The sequence below is a fragment of the Pelomonas sp. Root1217 genome (assembly GCF_001425705.1).
In the GTDB taxonomy this organism is placed as follows: Bacteria; Pseudomonadota; Gammaproteobacteria; order Burkholderiales; family Burkholderiaceae_C; genus Pelomonas.
In genome coordinates, this window is record NZ_LMDC01000032.1 from 55,868 (window position 1) to 73,282 (window position 17,415).

The 17,415-nt window shown below is 66.5% G+C and carries 13 protein-coding genes; 2 read left to right on the top strand and 11 right to left on the bottom strand.

Translation table 11 applies throughout. The annotated features are described in order from the left end of the window. Positions 1-3: 3 nt before the first annotated feature. From ASC95_RS29510 to ASC95_RS29540, 7 genes are read right to left on the bottom strand one after another with little or no spacing between them, the layout of a single operon-like run. Entirely contained in the window at positions 4-3,000 is a 2,997-nt protein-coding gene (locus ASC95_RS29510; protein WP_057301282.1) for a molybdopterin-dependent oxidoreductase, read from the bottom strand. 3 nt (positions 3,001-3,003) lie between these two features. Then, positions 3,004-3,873 (bottom strand): fumarylacetoacetate hydrolase family protein, encoded by an 870-nt coding sequence (locus ASC95_RS29515; RefSeq protein ID WP_056876433.1) that lies wholly within the window; start codon positions 3,871-3,873, stop codon positions 3,004-3,006. A gap of 33 nt (positions 3,874-3,906) precedes the next feature. After that, on the bottom strand, positions 3,907-4,839 hold the full coding sequence (locus tag ASC95_RS29520; protein WP_056877417.1) for a VOC family protein: 933 nt from the start codon (positions 4,837-4,839) through the stop codon (positions 3,907-3,909). 14 nt (positions 4,840-4,853) lie between these two features. Continuing rightward, the gene (locus ASC95_RS29525) at positions 4,854-7,271 is read right to left on the bottom strand and encodes an RND family transporter (RefSeq protein ID WP_200960230.1); all 2,418 of its coding nucleotides are present in this window, start codon (positions 7,269-7,271) and stop codon (positions 4,854-4,856) included. An 8-nt stretch (positions 7,272-7,279) separates the two neighbouring features. Next, complete coding sequence (locus tag ASC95_RS29530) at positions 7,280-8,383, bottom strand: YCF48-related protein (RefSeq protein WP_157256576.1); 1,104 nt, start codon at positions 8,381-8,383, stop codon at positions 7,280-7,282. Then, complete coding sequence (locus tag ASC95_RS29535; RefSeq protein ID WP_057301284.1) at positions 8,380-9,732, bottom strand: DUF1329 domain-containing protein; 1,353 nt, start codon at positions 9,730-9,732, stop codon at positions 8,380-8,382. Before ASC95_RS29535 ends, ASC95_RS29530 begins: the two co-directional genes overlap by 4 nt. Before the next feature lie 23 nt (positions 9,733-9,755). Continuing rightward, positions 9,756-11,414 (bottom strand): DUF1302 domain-containing protein, encoded by a 1,659-nt coding sequence (locus ASC95_RS29540; protein WP_057301285.1) that lies wholly within the window; start codon positions 11,412-11,414, stop codon positions 9,756-9,758. 159 nt (positions 11,415-11,573) lie between these two features. Here ASC95_RS29540 and ASC95_RS29545 point away from each other — a divergent pair, with 159 nt between their 5' ends. Both ASC95_RS29545 and ASC95_RS29550 read left to right on the top strand, forming a co-directional pair. Beyond that, on the top strand, positions 11,574-12,275 hold the full coding sequence (locus tag ASC95_RS29545) for a GntR family transcriptional regulator (protein WP_235538090.1): 702 nt from the start codon (positions 11,574-11,576) through the stop codon (positions 12,273-12,275). A 31-nt stretch (positions 12,276-12,306) separates the two neighbouring features. Further along, positions 12,307-13,497: an MFS transporter gene (locus tag ASC95_RS29550; RefSeq protein WP_057301287.1), complete on the top strand. Its 1,191-nt coding sequence runs from the start codon at positions 12,307-12,309 to the stop codon at positions 13,495-13,497. Positions 13,498-13,510: 13 nt separating this feature from the next. Here the strand turns inward: ASC95_RS29550 and ASC95_RS29555 are convergent, their stop codons facing one another. Genes ASC95_RS29555 through ASC95_RS29565 form a run of 4 tightly spaced genes read right to left on the bottom strand, consistent with a single transcriptional unit; the run spans position 13,511 to position 17,393 of the window. Beyond that, a complete protein-coding gene (locus ASC95_RS29555; RefSeq protein WP_057301288.1) occupies positions 13,511-14,371 on the bottom strand; it encodes a fumarylacetoacetate hydrolase family protein in 861 nt (286 codons plus the stop codon). Between the two features lie 41 nt (positions 14,372-14,412). Beyond that, a complete protein-coding gene (locus ASC95_RS30280) occupies positions 14,413-15,237 on the bottom strand; it encodes a VOC family protein (protein ID WP_082568234.1) in 825 nt (274 codons plus the stop codon). 17 nt (positions 15,238-15,254) lie between these two features. Further along, on the bottom strand, positions 15,255-16,052 hold the full coding sequence (locus ASC95_RS29560; RefSeq protein ID WP_057301289.1) for an SDR family NAD(P)-dependent oxidoreductase: 798 nt from the start codon (positions 16,050-16,052) through the stop codon (positions 15,255-15,257). 33 nt (positions 16,053-16,085) lie between these two features. Beyond that, positions 16,086-17,393 carry an acyl-CoA dehydrogenase family protein gene (locus ASC95_RS29565; protein WP_057301290.1) on the bottom strand — a complete coding sequence of 436 codons (1,308 nt, stop codon included), beginning with the start codon at positions 17,391-17,393 and terminating at the stop codon, positions 16,086-16,088. Between the last annotated feature and the right edge of the window lie 22 nt (positions 17,394-17,415).

The following is a 17,415-nucleotide window of genomic DNA, read 5'->3' on the forward strand; positions in this document are numbered from 1 at the left end:
GCTTCAGGCGATCGTTTCGGCCACGGGGTGGGCGGATGACACCGGCTGCCCCAGTCGCCCGGTCCATTTCTCGACCTGCACCATGCAGGCGTTGGGCGCCATGCTGTGCGTGCCCTGAATTGCGGTACGTGAGGGCACCAGCACGTTCATGCTGCCGCCGATGTCGACCACGCCCTGGTCGGACTGCACCGGCGTATAGCGGGCGCTGGACTCGAAGGACTTGACCACACCCGGCGCCACCAGGGTGGACACGTCGACGGCGCAGACCACCGCGCCGCGCGCGTTGTGCACCTTCACCAGGTCGTGGTGGGCGATGCCGCGCGCTGCGGCGTCGGCCACGTTCAGACGAACCAGCCAGTACGGATGGCCGGCTATGCGCACGCGGTGGTCCTCAATGTCGTCGAGGAAGCCACCCTTGCCGTCCACGTGGGTGTGGAAGCTGTAGCGCGAGTGCGTGGCAATGAGCTGCAGCGGCCAGCTGCGGACATGCTCGCTGCGCGGCCCTTCCCACGACGGCATATAGCGGTTGAGCACGGGACGCTCGGGGTTGTGCGCATCGTGGCGTACCAGCGTGGTGGGCATGAACTCGAGCTTGCCGCTGGGCGTCTGCAGGCCCTGGCCGAACTCGCCCGCCCATTGCGAGGGCAAAGGCTGCGCCTCGGCGATGTCCTTCATGCGCCCCTCTGCGAACCAGCGCAACAGCACCGGCGAGCGCATCGGCTCCTGCTCGGCCGACACCACGTAGTAGCCCTTGCGGCAGAACTCGGCCCAGGAGATGTGCTGCGCCACGTCGGAGGACTCGAAAACGCGCTTGCACCAGTCCAGTTCGCTGCAACCTTCGGTGAACATGGCACCCAGCCCCAGGCGCTGCAGGATCAGACTGAAGATCTCGTAGTCGGACTTGGATTCGCCCAGCGGCTCGATGCACTTGTGCTGCAGCGCGACGACACGGTGGTTCACGTTGTTGAAGCCGTGCGGCAGGTAGCCGCCGCCGTTGCACCATTCACCGATGTCATAACGCTCGAACTGCGTGCAAGCCGGCAGGATCACGTCGGCGAACTGGGTCTCGCCCTCCATCCAGATCGACTGGTTGACCACGAACTCGATGCTCTCGTGGCGGTAGGCCGCCTCCATGCGCTTGGACTCGGTCAGTGTGCTGAACCACGAGCCGCCGTACTTGTAGATCATGTGGATACGCGGGTAGCCCGGCATCGGGTATTCGAACGGCGTGAACTGGATCTCGGTGGCCAGGCCATCCCACAGATAGCCGCTGGCGCGCCCTTCGATGATGGCTTCGGGGAACTTCTGCTTGGGCACCAACTGCCGCACCGGGTTGACGGTGATGACGTGCGGCATCTTCTGGTAGTTGTTGACCGCATTGCCGTTCCAGTTCAGCTCCCCGGAGATGCCGCCGTCGGCGTAGCCGGGGAAGTAGAACTCCAGATCCACCGGAGCCCCTGACTCCAGGTTGCCGAAGTTGATGCCCGGCTTGCCCAGGCCGCGCATGGCCATGAGCATCACCATGCAGCGCGCCCATTGCGCCCCGGTGGCGCCGCGCCCTGCCCCGCCGAAGCCACCGCCGGCGGCACCGGCGGCCAGGTAGAGCTTCTTGCGCGCCATCAGCCGCGCGAGGGCGCGCACGTCCTTGGCCGGCACGCCGGTCTCCTCTTCCTGCCACTCGGGCGTCTTGGCCACGCCATCGTCCACGCCCATCAGGTGGTCACGCCAGGTCTCGAAGCCCGTGGTGCGCTGGGCCACGTAGTCCTTGTCGTAAAGATCCTCTGCAACCCAGACCTGCATGATGGCCTGGGCCAGCGCGGCATCGGTGCCGGGCTTGATGGGCACCCAGCGCCCGCCCAGCCACGCGGCGGTGGGATTGAGGTGCGGGTCGATGTGCACGAACTCGATGCCCAGCTCGCGCGCCCATTGACGCCGTTCGGTGCCCTCGTGCGCGGAGTACGCGCCGCGCGTGGATTCCGGGTCGCTGGACCAGAACACCATCAGCTCGGATTCCTGCAGACAGTCTTCCACCGTGCCGTAGCTGCCGGCGATTCCCACACGCTGCGCATGGCCCCAGTGGTGCATGGCGCCCCAGTACCAGCCTTCCCAGCTGTCGGGGTTGGCCGCCACACGCGTGAAGCCGACGAGGTTGCCAAAGCGCAGTAGTGCGCTGAGGTAGTAGCCCACGTTGCCCCACTGGTGGTGCGAACCGTGCGCCAGCGTCATCGCCCCGGCACCGTGGACCTGCTTCTGCCGCACGATCTCCCTGGCGACGAGGTCCAGCGCCTCGTCCCACGTGATCGGCACGTAGCCGCTCTTGCCGCGGTTGTGCGGGTTGCGCTCGCCGTTCGGGTCGAAGTCGACGCGCTTCATCGGCGTGAGGATGCGGTCGGGCGAGTACACCGCCGACTTCAGCGCCAGCGCGTGCGACGCCACCGTGGCCATGCGGCGCGGCGAGAAGCGCCGGCCACGGGCTGTCACCGTCCAGCTGGCGCCGTCCCAGGCATCGAATTCGATCGGCACCAGGCGCACGATGCGCCCGGCCTTCACGTGCACGAACAGCGGTCCGCCGTTGGTCATCGTCGTGTAGCGGGTGCAGCCGTCGGGCAGCGGCGTGCCCATCTTCAAGGCCGAGGTCTGCGACAGGTTCATCAGCTGCATGAACCAGGTGGCCAGCGGGTCGGGCCCCATCACCATGACCTTGAAGTTCTTGGCCGCATGCACCACTTCGCCCATGTCGGCCGCCGGCTTCAGCATGGCCAGTGCGGTGCGCAGGTCCTTGAACACCATGCGCACTACCGGGTTCGGATGCGCACCGGCCACACTGCGGACCTTGCCGCCAGCGATGAAGTAGTGCCGCACGACGCTGCCGTCCTTCAGGCCGATCTGGACCACCGCGTCGTGGCGCGAAAGGAAGGCGCGGAAGGCGGGTCGCCGCGCTGCGCGATTGAGCATCGGCCCGAGCGCGAACAGGATGGTGCGAAGGACTGCGCGTTGCATCGCTCAGGCCTGCGGAGGTTCGGCTCGCACCGGGTTCTCGATGTGACCCAGGCCCTCGATGGCGACCTTCACCACATCGCCCACCTGCAGGAACTTGCCGAGCGCGATGCCCACGTTCGCGCAAGTGCCGGTGGCGATCAGGTCGCCCGGCTCCAGCGTCATCACCTGGCTCAGCTCGTGGATCTGTTGCCAGATGTCGTAGATCATGCCGCCGGTGCTGGCCTGTTGCCGCAGCTCGCCGTTGACCCACAGCTGCATCTGCAGCGCATGCGGGTCGGCGATCTCGTCGTCGGTGGTGATCCAAGGGCCGATAGGCCCGTGGCTGTCAAAGCTCTTTCCGAGCGTGAAGGTCGGGCTCTTGAACTGCCAGTCGCGCGCCGTGACGTCGTTGCAGACGAAATAGCCGCCGACCACGCTGCGCGCCTGCTCGACGCTGACGTAGCGGCAGCGCTTGCCGATCACCACGCCCATCTCGGCCTCGTAGTCCATCTTCTCGGACACGCGCGGCTTGTAGATCGGGTCGAACGGCCCGGTGATGCAGCTCACCTGCTTGTTGAACCACAACTGGTGCTTGGGCACCGGCACGCCGGCGCGCGCGGCTTCCTCGGCGTGGTCGTGGTAATTCATGCCGATGGCCAGGTACTTCTGCGCATCGGGAATCGGTGCTTCGAGCTTCACCTGTGCCAGCGGCGTGCCGCGCGGCGCGGCCTCCAGCGCCTGCGCGATGCGCGCGCGGCCCGCGACGCCCGCAGCCAGCAACCCGCGGATGGTCCGCGGGGCGGTGGGATCGAGCGTGGCGATCTCGACCACGTGGTCGTCGACGACGGCACCGACGGTGGTTCGGCCGTTATGGGTGTAGCGGGCAAGTTTCATGAGGCAGTGATCTCGTTCGAAGGGGAGCCTGAATCAGGCGAAGAACTCGGGGTTGAGGGGCGGTGCCCACTGCTGCAGTTCGTCGGGCTTGATGGGGGCATGGCCGACCGGCGTGCTGTCGTTGACGAGGTCGCCATCCGTCCAGTGCTCGATCTTGTGACCGAAGGGGTCGCGCCAGTAGTCGAAGATCTGGCTGCCCTGGACGTGGCGGCCCACGCCCCACGAATGCCGGTGGCCACGCTGCTTCAGCCACTCTCCGCCCTGCATCACGTCGTCGAGGTCGAGCACCTCGAAGGCGCTGTGGTCGAAGCGGCTGACGCCGTCCTGGGCGCCGATCAGCGCCAATGTGTGGTGGTCGGTCCACTGATCGCCCAGGCCGCAGTGCATGAAGGCCGCAATGGTGTTGGTCTCGGTGCCCGCCCAATAGGTGTCCGACGGCTCGAACCCGAGCACCTCGCGGTAGAAGGCCAGCGTCTTCGGGAAATCGGCCACCAGCAGCGCGACGTGCCCGAGCCGCATCACCGATGACGGTTCCGGCTTGAGCCGGATCGGCTGGCCCAGGCGTCGGCGGCCGGTGGCGCCGTTGAACGCCAGCGGCCCGCGCACCGGCAGCGGCGTGTGCGTGGCCTGGCCGTGGATCACATCGACGACGAAGCCGGCCGGATCGGTGAAGCGCACGCGTTGGCCGCCGCCGGGCTCGGGATTGGCTTCCATGGGCCGGCCGGCGCGCGCCGCCACGTCGGCAAGCGCCTCGGCGCTGCGTGCCAGCAGGCCGAACCCCACCGTGGCGTTTTCGGGACCGAGCTCCGCGATGTGCACGTGATGCATCGCCCCGGCCGCGCGTGAGTACAGCGCGTGCGGCGTGCGGATGACGGCGTGAAGACCGAAGTCGGCCAGGAAGGATTGCATCCGGTCCAGGTCGGTGACCTGGTAGCGGACGAAGGCGATGTCTTGGATGGGACTCATGGCAGATCCTCGATTCAGCGGTGGACACGGCCATCGGCCGCGAGATGGCTTGCGGCAGCGCGACCGGCCTGCCGGGAAGGCGTCAGCAGGAAACAGGCGAGCGCAGGCAGCAGCACCAGGGCGCCCAACATGTTCCACAGGAACATGAAGGCGAGCAGCACGCCCATGTCGGCCTGGAACTTGATCGGGCTCGCGACCCAGGTGATGACGCCGGCGGCCAGCGTCACGCCGGTCAGCATCACGACCTTGCCGGTGAACAGCAACGCCCGGTGGTAGCTCTGCGCAAGGCTGCGACCCTGGCGCAGTTCTGCCAGCACGATGGACAGGATGTAGAGCGCATAGTCGACGCCGATGCCCACACCCAGCGCGATCACCGGCAGGGTCGCGACCTTGACGCCCATGCCCAGCGCCACCATCAGCGCCTCAGCGAGAAATGAGGTGACGACCAGCGGCAGCACGGCCACGAGAACGGCCCGCCACGAGCGGAACGTCACGAAGGACAGCAACACCACGGCGCCGTAGACCAACCAGAGCATCGTGCGCCAGGCGTCGTGGACGACGATGTTGGTCGCGGCTTCGATGCCCGCCGAACCGGCGGCCAGCAGGAACTGCGCGTCCGGCCCATCGTGCCGGGTTGCGAAGGCCTGCACGTGCTCGACGACGCGCGCCAGCGTCGAGGCCTTGTGGTCGCACAGGTAGACATAGAGCGTCAGCAGGCTGCAGGCGTCGTTGTACAGGCCGCGGGGCGCATTGGCCGTCACGGTGTTGACCATGTCCTGGCTGGGCAGCATCTCGTACCACTTCGCGCTGCCGTCGTTCAGACCGGTGGCGACCCGGCGGTTCAGCAGCGCCAGCGTGTTCGTGCTCTCCACGCCGTCGAGCTGCCGCAGCTCCCATTCCAGCTCATCCACCTGCTGCACGGTGGACAGCTTGGCGCACTGGCCGTCGGGCGTGCGCACCATCACCGCCAGCACGTCGCTGGACGCGCCGTAGCCGGCGTTCATGAAGGCGACGTCCCGGTTGTAGCGGCTGTCGGCCCGCAGTTCGGGCGCGCCGGGATCCAGGTCGCCAATGGCCAGCCGGGTGCTCGCCACGATGCCGCCGGCCAGCAGCAGTGCACCGACGACGACAGCCGCCGTGGCCCAGCGCGGCTGCGTGAAGCGGCCGAGGAAGGCCCACAGCGGATGACGCGCGTCGCCGCGCTCGTCCGCCAGCTCGTCGCGCAGGCTGCGTCGCGCGGCCGCCGGATCCACGCCGACGTAGCTGAGCAGGATCGGCAGCAGGATCAGGTTGGTGAAGATCAGCACGCCGACGCCGATGGAGGCGGCGATGGCCAGTTCGCGGATCGCCTGGATGTCGATCACCAGCAGCACCGCGAAGCCGACCGCGTCTGCCAGCAGGGCCGTCAAGCCGGCCAGGAACAGGCGGCGGAATGTGTAGCGCGCGGCGACCAGCCGGGGCAGTCCGCGGCCGATGTCCTGCATGATGCCGTTCATCTTCTGCGCGCCATGGCTCATGCCAATGGCGAACACGAGGAAGGGCACCAGCATCGAGTACGGGTCGAGCGCGTAGCCGAGCGTGGGCAGCAGGCCGAGCTGCCACACCACTGCGACCAGCGACGCGGCCACGACCAGCAGGGTCGATCGGGCGCAGCGGGTATAGGCGTAGACCATGGCCGCGGCAATCGCCACTGCGAGGGCGAAGAAGCCCAGCACCGCCCGCACACCCTCGATCAGGTCACCCACCAGCTTGGCGAAGCCTGTGATGTGGATCGCGACGCCCTGGGCCTCGTATTTGGTGCGCAGCGTCTCCAGTTGCCGGGCGAAGTCCGTGAGGCTCACCGGCTTGCCCTCGGCATCGCGCGACAGCAGCGGGACGAAGACGATGGAGGACCTCGCGTCGAGCGCGACGAGCTGGCCGATCTCGCCCGAACGGGCGATGTTGTTGGCCAGACGCTGGAGATCATCGGGGCGGCCCTGCCAGCCGTCCGGGATGACCGGACCGCCTTCGAGTCCTTCCTCGGTGACGCCCGACCAGCGCGTGTTGGGCGTCCACAGGCTCTTGAGGCCCGTGCGGTCGACGCCGGGCATCAGGAACACCTCGTCGTTGAGCCGGCGCAGCGTGTCCTGGTACCTGGCGTCGTAGATGGTGCCGGTGGGATTGGTCACCGCGATGCGCACGGCGTTGCCCAGGCCCTTCAACTCGTTCTGGTGAGCCACGAAGTTCACGATGAACGGGTGCGAGCCGGGGATGGTCTTCTCGAAGCTCGCCGACAGCTGCAGCCGGGTCGCCTGCCAGCCGAGCAGCAGGGTGGCGAGCAGGCACAGCGCGACCACCAGGGCGCGGTGATTGAAAAGCACGCGTTCGACGAACGAACCCGAGTGCGGATCGAAGCTGGCTGCGTCGAAGCGGCCGGTCGCGGAAGCGGTCATGGTGGCGCTCATGCGTGCTTGTCCAGTCGCGTGGCGCCGCCCAAGCCGAGCGCGAGCCGCCCCCCGGCGGGCAGCGCCAACGCTTGAGAAAGCGGCGGCAGGGCCGGGCCGGGCAGCACCGTGAGCGAGCTGCCTGCGCGCGTGACGAGCACTTGCCCCGCCTGGTTGGCCAACAGCACGCCCCCTTCGGGCAGCGCGCCGGCACTGACCAGGCTGGCCGGTGGCGCGCCCTCGATCTGCCTCCAGCGCTGGCCGTCGTCGATCGAGCGCCAGGCTTGGCCGCGCAGGCCGGCAATCACCCACTCGCCGTCGCGCGTGGCACACGCCGCCAGCCAGGTACCGTTGTAGGGCGACGCGATGCGCGCGAAACGGCGCCCGTCGTCGGTGGAGCGCAGCAGCAGTCCCTGTTCGCCAGCGAGCAGCCAGGTGGACCCGCGCACGGCGATGGCGTACAGGTGCTGGCCCTTCGGGTTGTCCAGCCGGTCCAATGCCGCCGTCCAGCTGGCGCCGCCGTCGAGCGTCTCGAAGAACAGGCCGTAGGCGCCGACCACGGCGACGCGGTGGGCATCGACAACGTGCAGGTCCAGCAAGGGCTTGTCCGGACCGTCCTTGACCAGTTGCCCGGCCTCCCTGGCCAGCAGGGCACCGCGCGGGTCATCGCCAAAATTCGTGGCGGCGCTTGCCGCCGCCTGAGCCAGCCGAGCGCCATCGGACTGCAGCACCCAGCGCTCGCCGCCGTCGCGCGTCGCCAGGATGACGCCCCCGTGACCGACGGCCCAGCCGTGGGCGGCGTCCGCAAACCGAACCGCGGTGAGGGTGACGCTGACCGGCACGCTGCGCGCCTGCCGCCAGTGGCCGCCACCATCGTCCGACAACGCGACTACGCCACGCTCGCCAACGGCGACGACGCGCTCGCCAGCCAGCGCGCCGGCCAGCAGCACGGCCCGTTCGGGCCGGATCACGCTGCGCGCGGCGCGCGCGATGGCGCCGAAACGGCCCGCCTCGGCGGCCTGCGCCGGCACCAGTGCGGCTGCGCCGAGCGCCAGCACGCCACGGCGCGTCGGCCCAAGCACTTGCGAGTACATGTGCTGCATGGCTCGGATGACGCTCAACGCACGCCTTCGCCGGCCATGGCGTCGGGTGTGAAGACCACGTCCTTGTACGCAGGCATCGGCTTGTACGGTGTGCGGCGCTCGTTGAGCAGGCCGTTGATGTACGAGGCGCCGGAGGTCAGGTCGTAGACCCCCCAGGTGACGATGGCCGTGGCCGGCACGTCGCTCATGACGGTGGGCAGACCGAAGGGCACGCGGGCCACCTGTCCGTTGGCGTCGTAGCGTTCGGCAAGCACGGCCTGCCACGAGTCCTCGTCGATGTAGTAGCGGCTCTTTGGCGAGGTGTGGCGCTGGCCTGGCTTGAGCGTCGCCTCGACCACCCAGACGCGATGCAGCTCCCAGCGCACGTGGTCGGGACTCAGGAAGCGCGAGCCAAGCACGTCGGCGTCCTTGGCCGGGGTGTGGGTGCGGTTGCTGTTGTAGGGGATGAAGACCTCCTTCTTGCCCACCAGCTTCCAGTCGAAGCGGTCCAGCCGCGTGGCGAAGACCTCGACCTCGTCGAAGCTCGTGATGCCGGCGGAGAAGGGTGTCGGTGTGTCGCAGCAGGCGTTGGGCAGCTTGCGCACGCGCCGCTGGCCGGTGAGGTAGACCCACGATGAAGTCTTGCTCTCGTCGAGGTTGAGTCGTCCGGTGATGGCCTCGCCCGCGCGGATGGCGGGGCCGCGCGTCAGCGAGCGGACCATCCAGTATTCGCCGGCAAATTTCTCGGCCGACGCATCCTTCGCGTAGTAGGGCATGGTGGTGTCGTTGGCACTGTCGCCGGCCAGCACCCAGCGCCCATCGGCGGACAGCTGGTAGCCGCGGAACTCCCAGTTCCAGGCCGTGCCGCGCCAGGCGAGCTTGTGGTTCCACATCACCTCGGCGCCGCTCTTGGGTAGCGGGAACGGCACGCCGCCGATGGCGCCCTTGGGCTGGGGGCCGGCCTCGCCGTCGATCAGGCTCGCCGAGATCGCGTTTTTGGCCGTCGCGTCGTAGACGGCCTGCGGCGCGATGGCGGTGCGATGGGTCTTGTAGACGTCGATGCGGAAGTCGGGGTACTTCAGCATCATGGCCTTGGTGCCATCGGTCAGGCGCGCCGCGTGTTGCGCCATCGATTTGGCGTCGATCGAGAACAGCGGCTTTTCGTCGGCGAACGGGTCCTGCCGGCGGCCGTCCGAAGTGATACCTGACTTTGCAGTCGCAGCGCCGGTCCACGCGGGAATCGTGCCCTCCTTGTTGCCGGCGCGCTCGGCGCCCATCGGCGTGAGCGTGCTCTTCAGCTGGGCCGCTTCTTCGGCGGTGACGCCGGCCATGGCCGGCGTGGCCATCAGTGCGGCTACCAGTGCAGCGGCCATGGGATGCAAGTTCATCGGAAACATGGTTCGGCTCCGGGTCAGAAGGAATAGCGCAGCGAGGCGGCAACGAAGTCACGGTCGCGCAGCGCCTGCTTCCACGTGAAGGCGTTGGTAGCGGCATCGTTGAAAGTGGCGCCATCGCCGAAGAAGTGCGTGAAGCCGAGGCTGAAGCGCAGGCTGTCGCGCCAGCTGCCGTTGATGCCGATCGTGAAGTCGCCGCCGCCATCGGCCACCCACATGTTCGGATTGGTCATGGCCAACGGCCGCGACCCCTTCGGTGCCCAACCCAGCCCGATGGGCACACCCAGATCGATGCCCGGCAGCACGCCGCGGTACATGGGTTCCAGCACGAGGCGCAACGCCGCTCCGTCGCGCGTGCCGTTCGGGTCGAGCGCGGCGGCGTTCTTCGTCACCTTGAGCACGCGGTTCCATGCGACTTCGGCCACCAGCGTCGCCTCGCGCCACAGCGGCGTCCTCGGCAGCGTGGCGAGCGTCGACAGGTTGACATGCGCGGTGCGCCCGACGGCATACCCCGGGTTATCCGTGTTGTTCGTCGCCGGCGCCGACGTGAAGCTGCTGGTGTCGGCCCCCTGGGTGCTCGCCAGGTCCTGGTTGTGGCGAAGCGACACCTCGACGGCCACGTTGAAGTCGCCGAAGGTGCGGCTTGCGCTGGCGCCCAGTGCCGTGATGCCCTGGTGGTAGGCGAGGTAGCAGGCCCCAGGCACGGCGGTCGGGACCGGCACGGCCGGCGGCGTCAGCAGGACGATGCGCGGCACGAGCTGCGCGGTCTTGTTGTGAAAGCGAATGGCGTAGAAGCCGAAGTCGGTCTCCTCGCCGCGCAGGCGCAACTGCAGGCCACCTTGGCCCGAGTTCCTGGGACGCAGATCGGCCTCATGGGGTGCGGCGGATGCCGGGCCGGTGAGGATGCGCTCGGCACCTTCGATCGCCAGGTCGGAACTCGAGAAGTAGCTGCCGACCGCCGGCACGCGGTTGGCGGCCCATGAGGTCTGGACGTACGCGCCCGCGCTGATGCGGTCGTTGACCTGTAGCTGCGCCGAGACCATCGGCACCGGCCGGATCGCCTCCTTGAACTGCGTGCCCGGCACCGAAACCAGCTTCACCGCATCGACCGGCATCTGGCCGCCCGCGATGCCGTTGGCACCGAAGAAGAGGCTCTCGCCCCACAGCAGCGAGTGGCGGCCGGCCCGCACGCTGGCGCTCATGTCACCGATGTCGAAGCGGCCGAACACGAAGGCATCGAGCACCTCGGCCTTGCGCCCATGCAGCTTGCGGGTGGCGTCGGTGAACTCGTTGGCCGGCACCGAGACCTGGTTCGGGAACGCCCCGCCGGGGAAACCGGGGTTGTCGTTGGTGGTGTTGTAGGCGCTGTCGTACCAAGCGGCGGCACTGAGGCGTGCACCCCATTGCTTGCGCCAGACCACGTCGGCCTCGGTGAGCCAGTCGAGCCGCTTGGAGATCAGCCCTTTGTCGAAGTTGCGGTCGCCGTCGTCGTTGTTCGGATTCGTCAGCAGCACAGGGTCGGCGTGCTTGAGTCGTGCAGCGGCGCTGAGCTTCACGGTGTTGTCCCAGCGCAGCGCGACGTCGGGATTGCCGACGTCGATTTCGCCTGCCTGCGCCTGCGGCGCGCCAAGCAACGCGGCGCACGCGGCGGCAAGCGTTGTGGTCGTCATCTTCATTGGGCTGTCTCCATGCGATCTTGTTTTCAACGGTGCTGAGGAAAATCGACGAATCGATTGCGGCGCATGCTAGGTATCGGATCGTCGACAAACCACGGTGGAATCGACTGGTCCAAATGAACGATGTGCGCGGCGGGCAGATCCGGCCAAATCGCGGCCTTGCTTGTCGATCGCCCCATGGAACTTCCGCCGATCGCTGCGTCCGCGCGCAGCCTCACTTCAATCGCCTTCGAGCGGCTTCGGTCCGACATCCTCGGCGGCGAGTTGCTGCCCCGTGAACGGCTGCCCATCCAGGCGCTGAGCGAGCGCTATCAAGTCGGAGCCACCGCAATCCGCGAGGCGCTGTCGCGTCTGGTTCCCGAAGGACTGGTCGCCTGTGCAGACCAGCGTGGCTTCAGCGTGACGTCGGTTTCTCGAGCCGACTTGCTCGACCTGACCGAGACCCGCGTGCGCATCGAGCAGATGGCCTTGCAGTTGGCCATCGAACACGGCGACATCGAGTGGGAGTCGCGCCTGCTGAGCGCCTTCCACAGGCTGTCGCGCGCACCGGCGCCGACCTCGCCGGAACTGGCCACCCAATGGTCGGCGGTGCACCGTGCCTTCCACGAGACGCTGGTTGGCGGGTGCTCGTCGTCGTGGACCCTGCGGCTGTGCACGCTGCTGTACGACAAGTCGGAGCGCTACCGCAACCTCGCCAAACAGACGACACGTGAACGCGGGCGCGACGTGGCAGCCGAGCACCAAAGCCTGATGGACGCTGCGATGTCGCGCAACGCGGGCCTCGCGTGCCAACTGCTCCGTGCCCACTTCAACGAGACGACCGAGATCATCCTGGCCGGAGGCCTCGTCGGGGACGAGTAGCCAGAGCCGTTCTGCACACATGGAGACAACAATGAGAACGACAACGAAGAGCGGCATCGGCCGGCTCGTGCTGATGACCAGCCACTGCGCCGGCATGGTGGACATGGTGGCGCTGCCGCTTTGGGTGGGGACCTTGGTCGCCACCTATTTGCTTGACCCTCAACAGGCAGGCGGTCTGGTCACGCTGTTTCTGCTTGGCGCCGTCGTGGCGAGCTTGTTTTTGGCGCCACGCTTCAATCGGATCGACGGCCGCCTGGCCGCCACGGTCGGATTCGCCGTTGCTTCGGCGTGCTTCTTTGCATCGGCGACCTTGCGACGCTTCGACCTGCTCGCGTTGCTGCATGCGGTCGGTGGCGTCGCAGCCGGTGCCGGGCTATCTTTCACGCACGGCACGATCGGTCGCAGCGCGAATCCACATCGCCTGTTCGGCATGGCCGGCATGGCACTCGGCGTCTTCGCGGTGCTGCTGCTCGGGGCCGCGCCCCAGTTGATGATGCGCTTCGGTGGGGCGGCGCTCTTCTACGCCTTGGGCGTGGCGATGGCTATCGCGGCGCTGCTTGCGGCCTGGCGCTTCCCGGTGGCCGATGCCGAGACGCAGGCGTCACGATCGTTTCGTGAATCGGGAGCGAGGCTCCCGTCGCGCGTGTGGTTCGGCATTGCCGGCATCGGGGCCATGGCACTCGTGCAGGCGATGGTGTACAGCTTCCTCGAGCGCATGGGCTCGGAACGCGGATTCGGCACCGCTACGCTGACTGCGCTGCTGGTCGCCATCGGCTTTGTGAATATGTTTCCAAGTGGCCTGGCAGCGTTCCTGGAGCGTCGACTCAATGCAACGATCGTGCTCTGCGCCGGGCCGGCGATTCAGGGCGTTCTGGCGCTCACGATCGCCCTCAGCCACGCGGTGGCGCCGTTCGCCGTCGCCGCTTCGGTGTTCGTCGCAGTGATGTTGTTCACCCACACATTCGCCTTTGGCACGCTCGCCCGGATGGACGTCACAGGCCGCGTGGTCGCCGCCACGCCGGCGATGGTGATGATCGGCTCAGCCATCGGCCCGGTGCTGGGTGGCACCTTGGCGAAGCTGTCGGGCTATGAGGCGCTTGGGCTTGCGGGCGCCGCGTTCGACGTCATGGCCCTGGTCTGTTTCTGGTGCCTGACGCGCGCGCCGCGCTCTGGTGATCTGGAACTTGCCCGTCACGAGACTCAAGGTGCGAGCAGTTCCTAGACATCGGCGAACCTCACGCGTCGTTGCGCAGCTCCTTCCGGCAGACGTTCCTCAGCGTACCGACATTTGTGATCTCAACTTCCACGACATCGCCATCGCTCAGCCAACTCGGGGGTTGGCGTTTCGCACCAACGCCACCTGGCGTGCCCGAAACAATGACGTCACCCGGATACAGCGTCATGAAGGTCGAGCAGTACTCGATCAATTTGGGGATAGGAAACAGCATTTGGGAAGTCGTGGCGGTCTGCCTTACCTCGCCATTCACTCGGGTCTCCAGTGTCAGTACCCGATCATCCGGCAGTTCATCCAGCGTAATCAGTGCCGGCCCAAAGGCGCCCGTTTTCGGGAAATTCTTGCCCGGTCCAAACTGATGCGTGTGGTATTGCCAATCGCGCACTGTTCCTTCGTTGAAACAGGACACGCCGGCAACATGACGCCAAGCCTGCGATTCTGAAATACGCCGACCCTCCTTACCAATAATGACAGCGAGTTCGCCCTCATAGTCAAACTGGCTTGATTCCTGCGGAATCACCAGAGCCGCGCCATGCGCCTGCAAGGACTCGGCCACACGCATGAATATCGTTGGATAGTCGACCTTCGGTCTCTTAGTCTCGACCCGGTGGTCTTCGTAGTTGAGGCCCACGCAAAGTATGTTTCGCGGATTGGGTATCACGGGGTTCAACCGAACATCCGCGAGCGCAAAGTCAGGCGCCTCGTCGCAGTATTTCGCCGCCTGCTCGAGCAAGTCGTTGGCCAACAGAGTTTTCAGGTCCTGCGCATGGGCTCCCAGGCGTTGTGGCAAGTCGATGATTCCGTCGCTCACCCAAAGACCGCATGAGGCCACCCCATCGCGGGAATACGAAATGAGTTTCATATTTCTAAGTTCCTTAACTATCGATCAATGGGCTTAATGGCCTAACTACGCATGATGGCCGACCCCCAGAGATTGAGGGTGCGGGGTTCATGGCGCCAACGTCCGGCCTCGCGATCTTCCGGGCACTTCTCAAGATCGCATGAAATCTCTGCCAGATTGCCATCAGGGTCGCGCACCATGAAAAACGTGTCATTCCCAGGGCCATGGCGGCCAATACCCCAAGCCAACTCATGGCGTGCCTTGCTCATGTGGTCCGCCCAATCTCTGAGGCCGTTCCAATCCGAGCTTTCGCAAGAGAAATGATCAAAACTGGTAGCGGGCGCTCGGAACACAGCCAGAGCGTGGTGTTCATCATCGGTCCGGAGGAACACAGCGCTCACATCGCCTTTGTCGTCATACACCCAGTCTGACGGGACGAATCCAAGCTCATGAATGTAGAAATCCGCCAGTTCAGCCGGTTTAGGAGACCGAACGGCGTAGTGCTGCAATCGCGCGGGAAGTCGACCGCCCACAACCGGAGAATGCGGGCCTCCACAACGAAAACGCAAATGGCAGCCTGTGGGATCCGTTAATACAACGCAATCACCCTCCTCGTCGCTGCTACGCACGAATCCAACGCCTCGGCGTATCAGACCTTCCGTGAATCGGGCGAAGTCGTCTGTTTCGGCAAACTGCCAGTGCGCTTCCAGCAATTGGTTGGGCCTACCTGCTTTCAGCCAGATCGACCTCTGGCCGGCCTCGCAGCGATGCATCTCTCCGACGCGACTGAGCTCATAGCCAAATGCGTCCCTGTAAAAGGCGGACACGCACTCCGCCTGACTGGAAGCCAAAACCAGACGTTTCAGCGTGGCGCCGATGGTCAACATACTGGCCTTTCAGGGCGTCAGATGCCGCCGTCGATCACCAGGTTGACCCCGGTGATGAAGTCGGCACTGGGACTCGCGAGGAAAGTCACTGCCGCGGCGATATCCATGGGGCGACCGATGCGCGGCACGCTCTGACGGAAGATGTCGACGGCGATCTTTCGCTCGTGGGCCTGCCACCCGCCCTCCATCTTCAGCTCTGCGGCGATGCTCACCAGCTCGTTATCCGACCCGGGCGTGTGGATGATCCCGGCGCTGATCGCATTGGCCGTGACGCCGGTGCCTGCGAGGCTGCGCGAGAGGCTGCGCGACAGGTTGATCTCGGCAGCCTTGGCCGCTTGGTAGTCGGGGAAATGCGGCGGCTGATGCAAGGCCACCGCACTGGCGATTTGTATCACCCGTCCCCAGCTGCGCTCGGTCATGGCCGGCACCAGCCTACGAATCAACGTAGCGGTGCCCACGACGTTCTGCTTGTAGGTCTCGATCCAGGTGTGCTCGTCGGTATGGAACCAACCGTCGCGCGTCCAGGGTCCGTGACGTCCTCCGGCGTTGTTGACGAGGATATCCACGCCGCCCAGGTCCAGTACCTGTTGAGCCACGGCGTCGGCTTGACCGGGCAACTTCAAGTCGCCCAGCACTTCATCGGCCTTGCCGCCCTGTTCGCGGATAGCAGCGGCGGTGCGAGCGGTGCGCGCGGCATCCCGGCCGTGCACGATGACATGGGCGCCGGCGCTGGCCAACGACATCGCGATGCATTCGCCGATGCCCGAGCTGCTACCAGTGACGAGGGCGCGACGTTGAGAAAGATCGAGGTTCATGAAGGTGGGAAAGGTGAAACCTAAGGGGCAGGCTTAGGCCGCGATCGCGGCGGCCTTCCGGTGGGCTTTGTCGACGCCGGGAACGGCCGCCATGCCGGAAGAGAACGGAGGCAAGCCCATGAGCTGCCGGCCGCTGATCTCGGCCGCCGGGTCCAGGCGCGTCGAACCGTGGGTGAGCGCGACGCGCACGTCACGTGCAAAGCGCTGGATCGGATTCTTCAGGCTCACCGTCGCAGAGCCGACCGCGATCTGGATCATGTCGATCGCCGCGCCACAGACGTTGCCGGCATGCACGAGGTCCATCATGATTTCGGCCTCCTCGGCCGCGCCGAACGCTTCGCCCGCAGCGGCCTTGCGATCGATGTAGTCGGCGCGCGAGAAGATCAGCGCCTGTGCCGCATTGATCATGGCGCGGGTCTTGCCGGCGACGACCTGAACGGACGGCGTTGCGGCCACGGTGTCGTAGGGCAGGTTGAACGGCTTGCGGTTGCGCGATTGCTCGACGAAGCAATCGAACGTGCCTTGCGCCATGCCCAATGTGATGGCCATCGTGTCCATCGCGACGATGAGCATCAGCCCGCGCCCGTCGACCAGGGCATAGCCCGGGCCTTTGAATCGCTTGTGCAAGCCATCCAGGCGCTTCGGAAATTCGGCCAGAGCCGCCACCCGGTGCTCGGGCACGAACACCTCGTCAACCGTGCGGATGCTGTTGCTCGACGAGCCGCTCAGCCCCATCACCTGCCAGTCGTCGACGATCTCGTACTGGCCCTTCTCCAGCAGCACCATCAGCCGCTCAACCTGGCCGTCCGCCGACTCGACCTCGGCTCCGACGACGACGAAGGCCGCATGCTTGCTGCCGCTGCCGAACCCCCACTGATTGCCCTTGGCAACGATGTAGCCGCCCTCGACGCGCCGGGCGCGTTGGATCTTGTCGGAGAACAGCGACGCGCTGGCCACCACCGGGCCGGGCCACTCCCGAGCGCGCCCGTAGACCTCGGCCACTGCCTGGTCCGGGAACGTCAGCATCACGCGGGCGAAGCCGCTGGCGATCATGGTGGTCCAGCCGGCCGAGCCATCGCCGCGCGCAACGGTGCTGACGATCTCTGCCAGGTCGCGGGCTCCAAGCGCCTCGCCGCCGAACTCTTGCGGCACGGAGATGCGAAAAAGACCGGTCGCGTGCAATGCCTGCAGCGTCTCGGGCGGCAGGCAACCCAGTCGCTCACCCTCGAGGGCGTTCTTGCGGATCAACGGCACCAGTTCGGCCACGGCATCGCGGATGCGCCGCCCTGCCGGGGTGCTGTAAGGAGACTCGTGAATGGAAGTTTGAGAAGCTGTGGACATGGATGTTCCTGAAGTTGAGGAG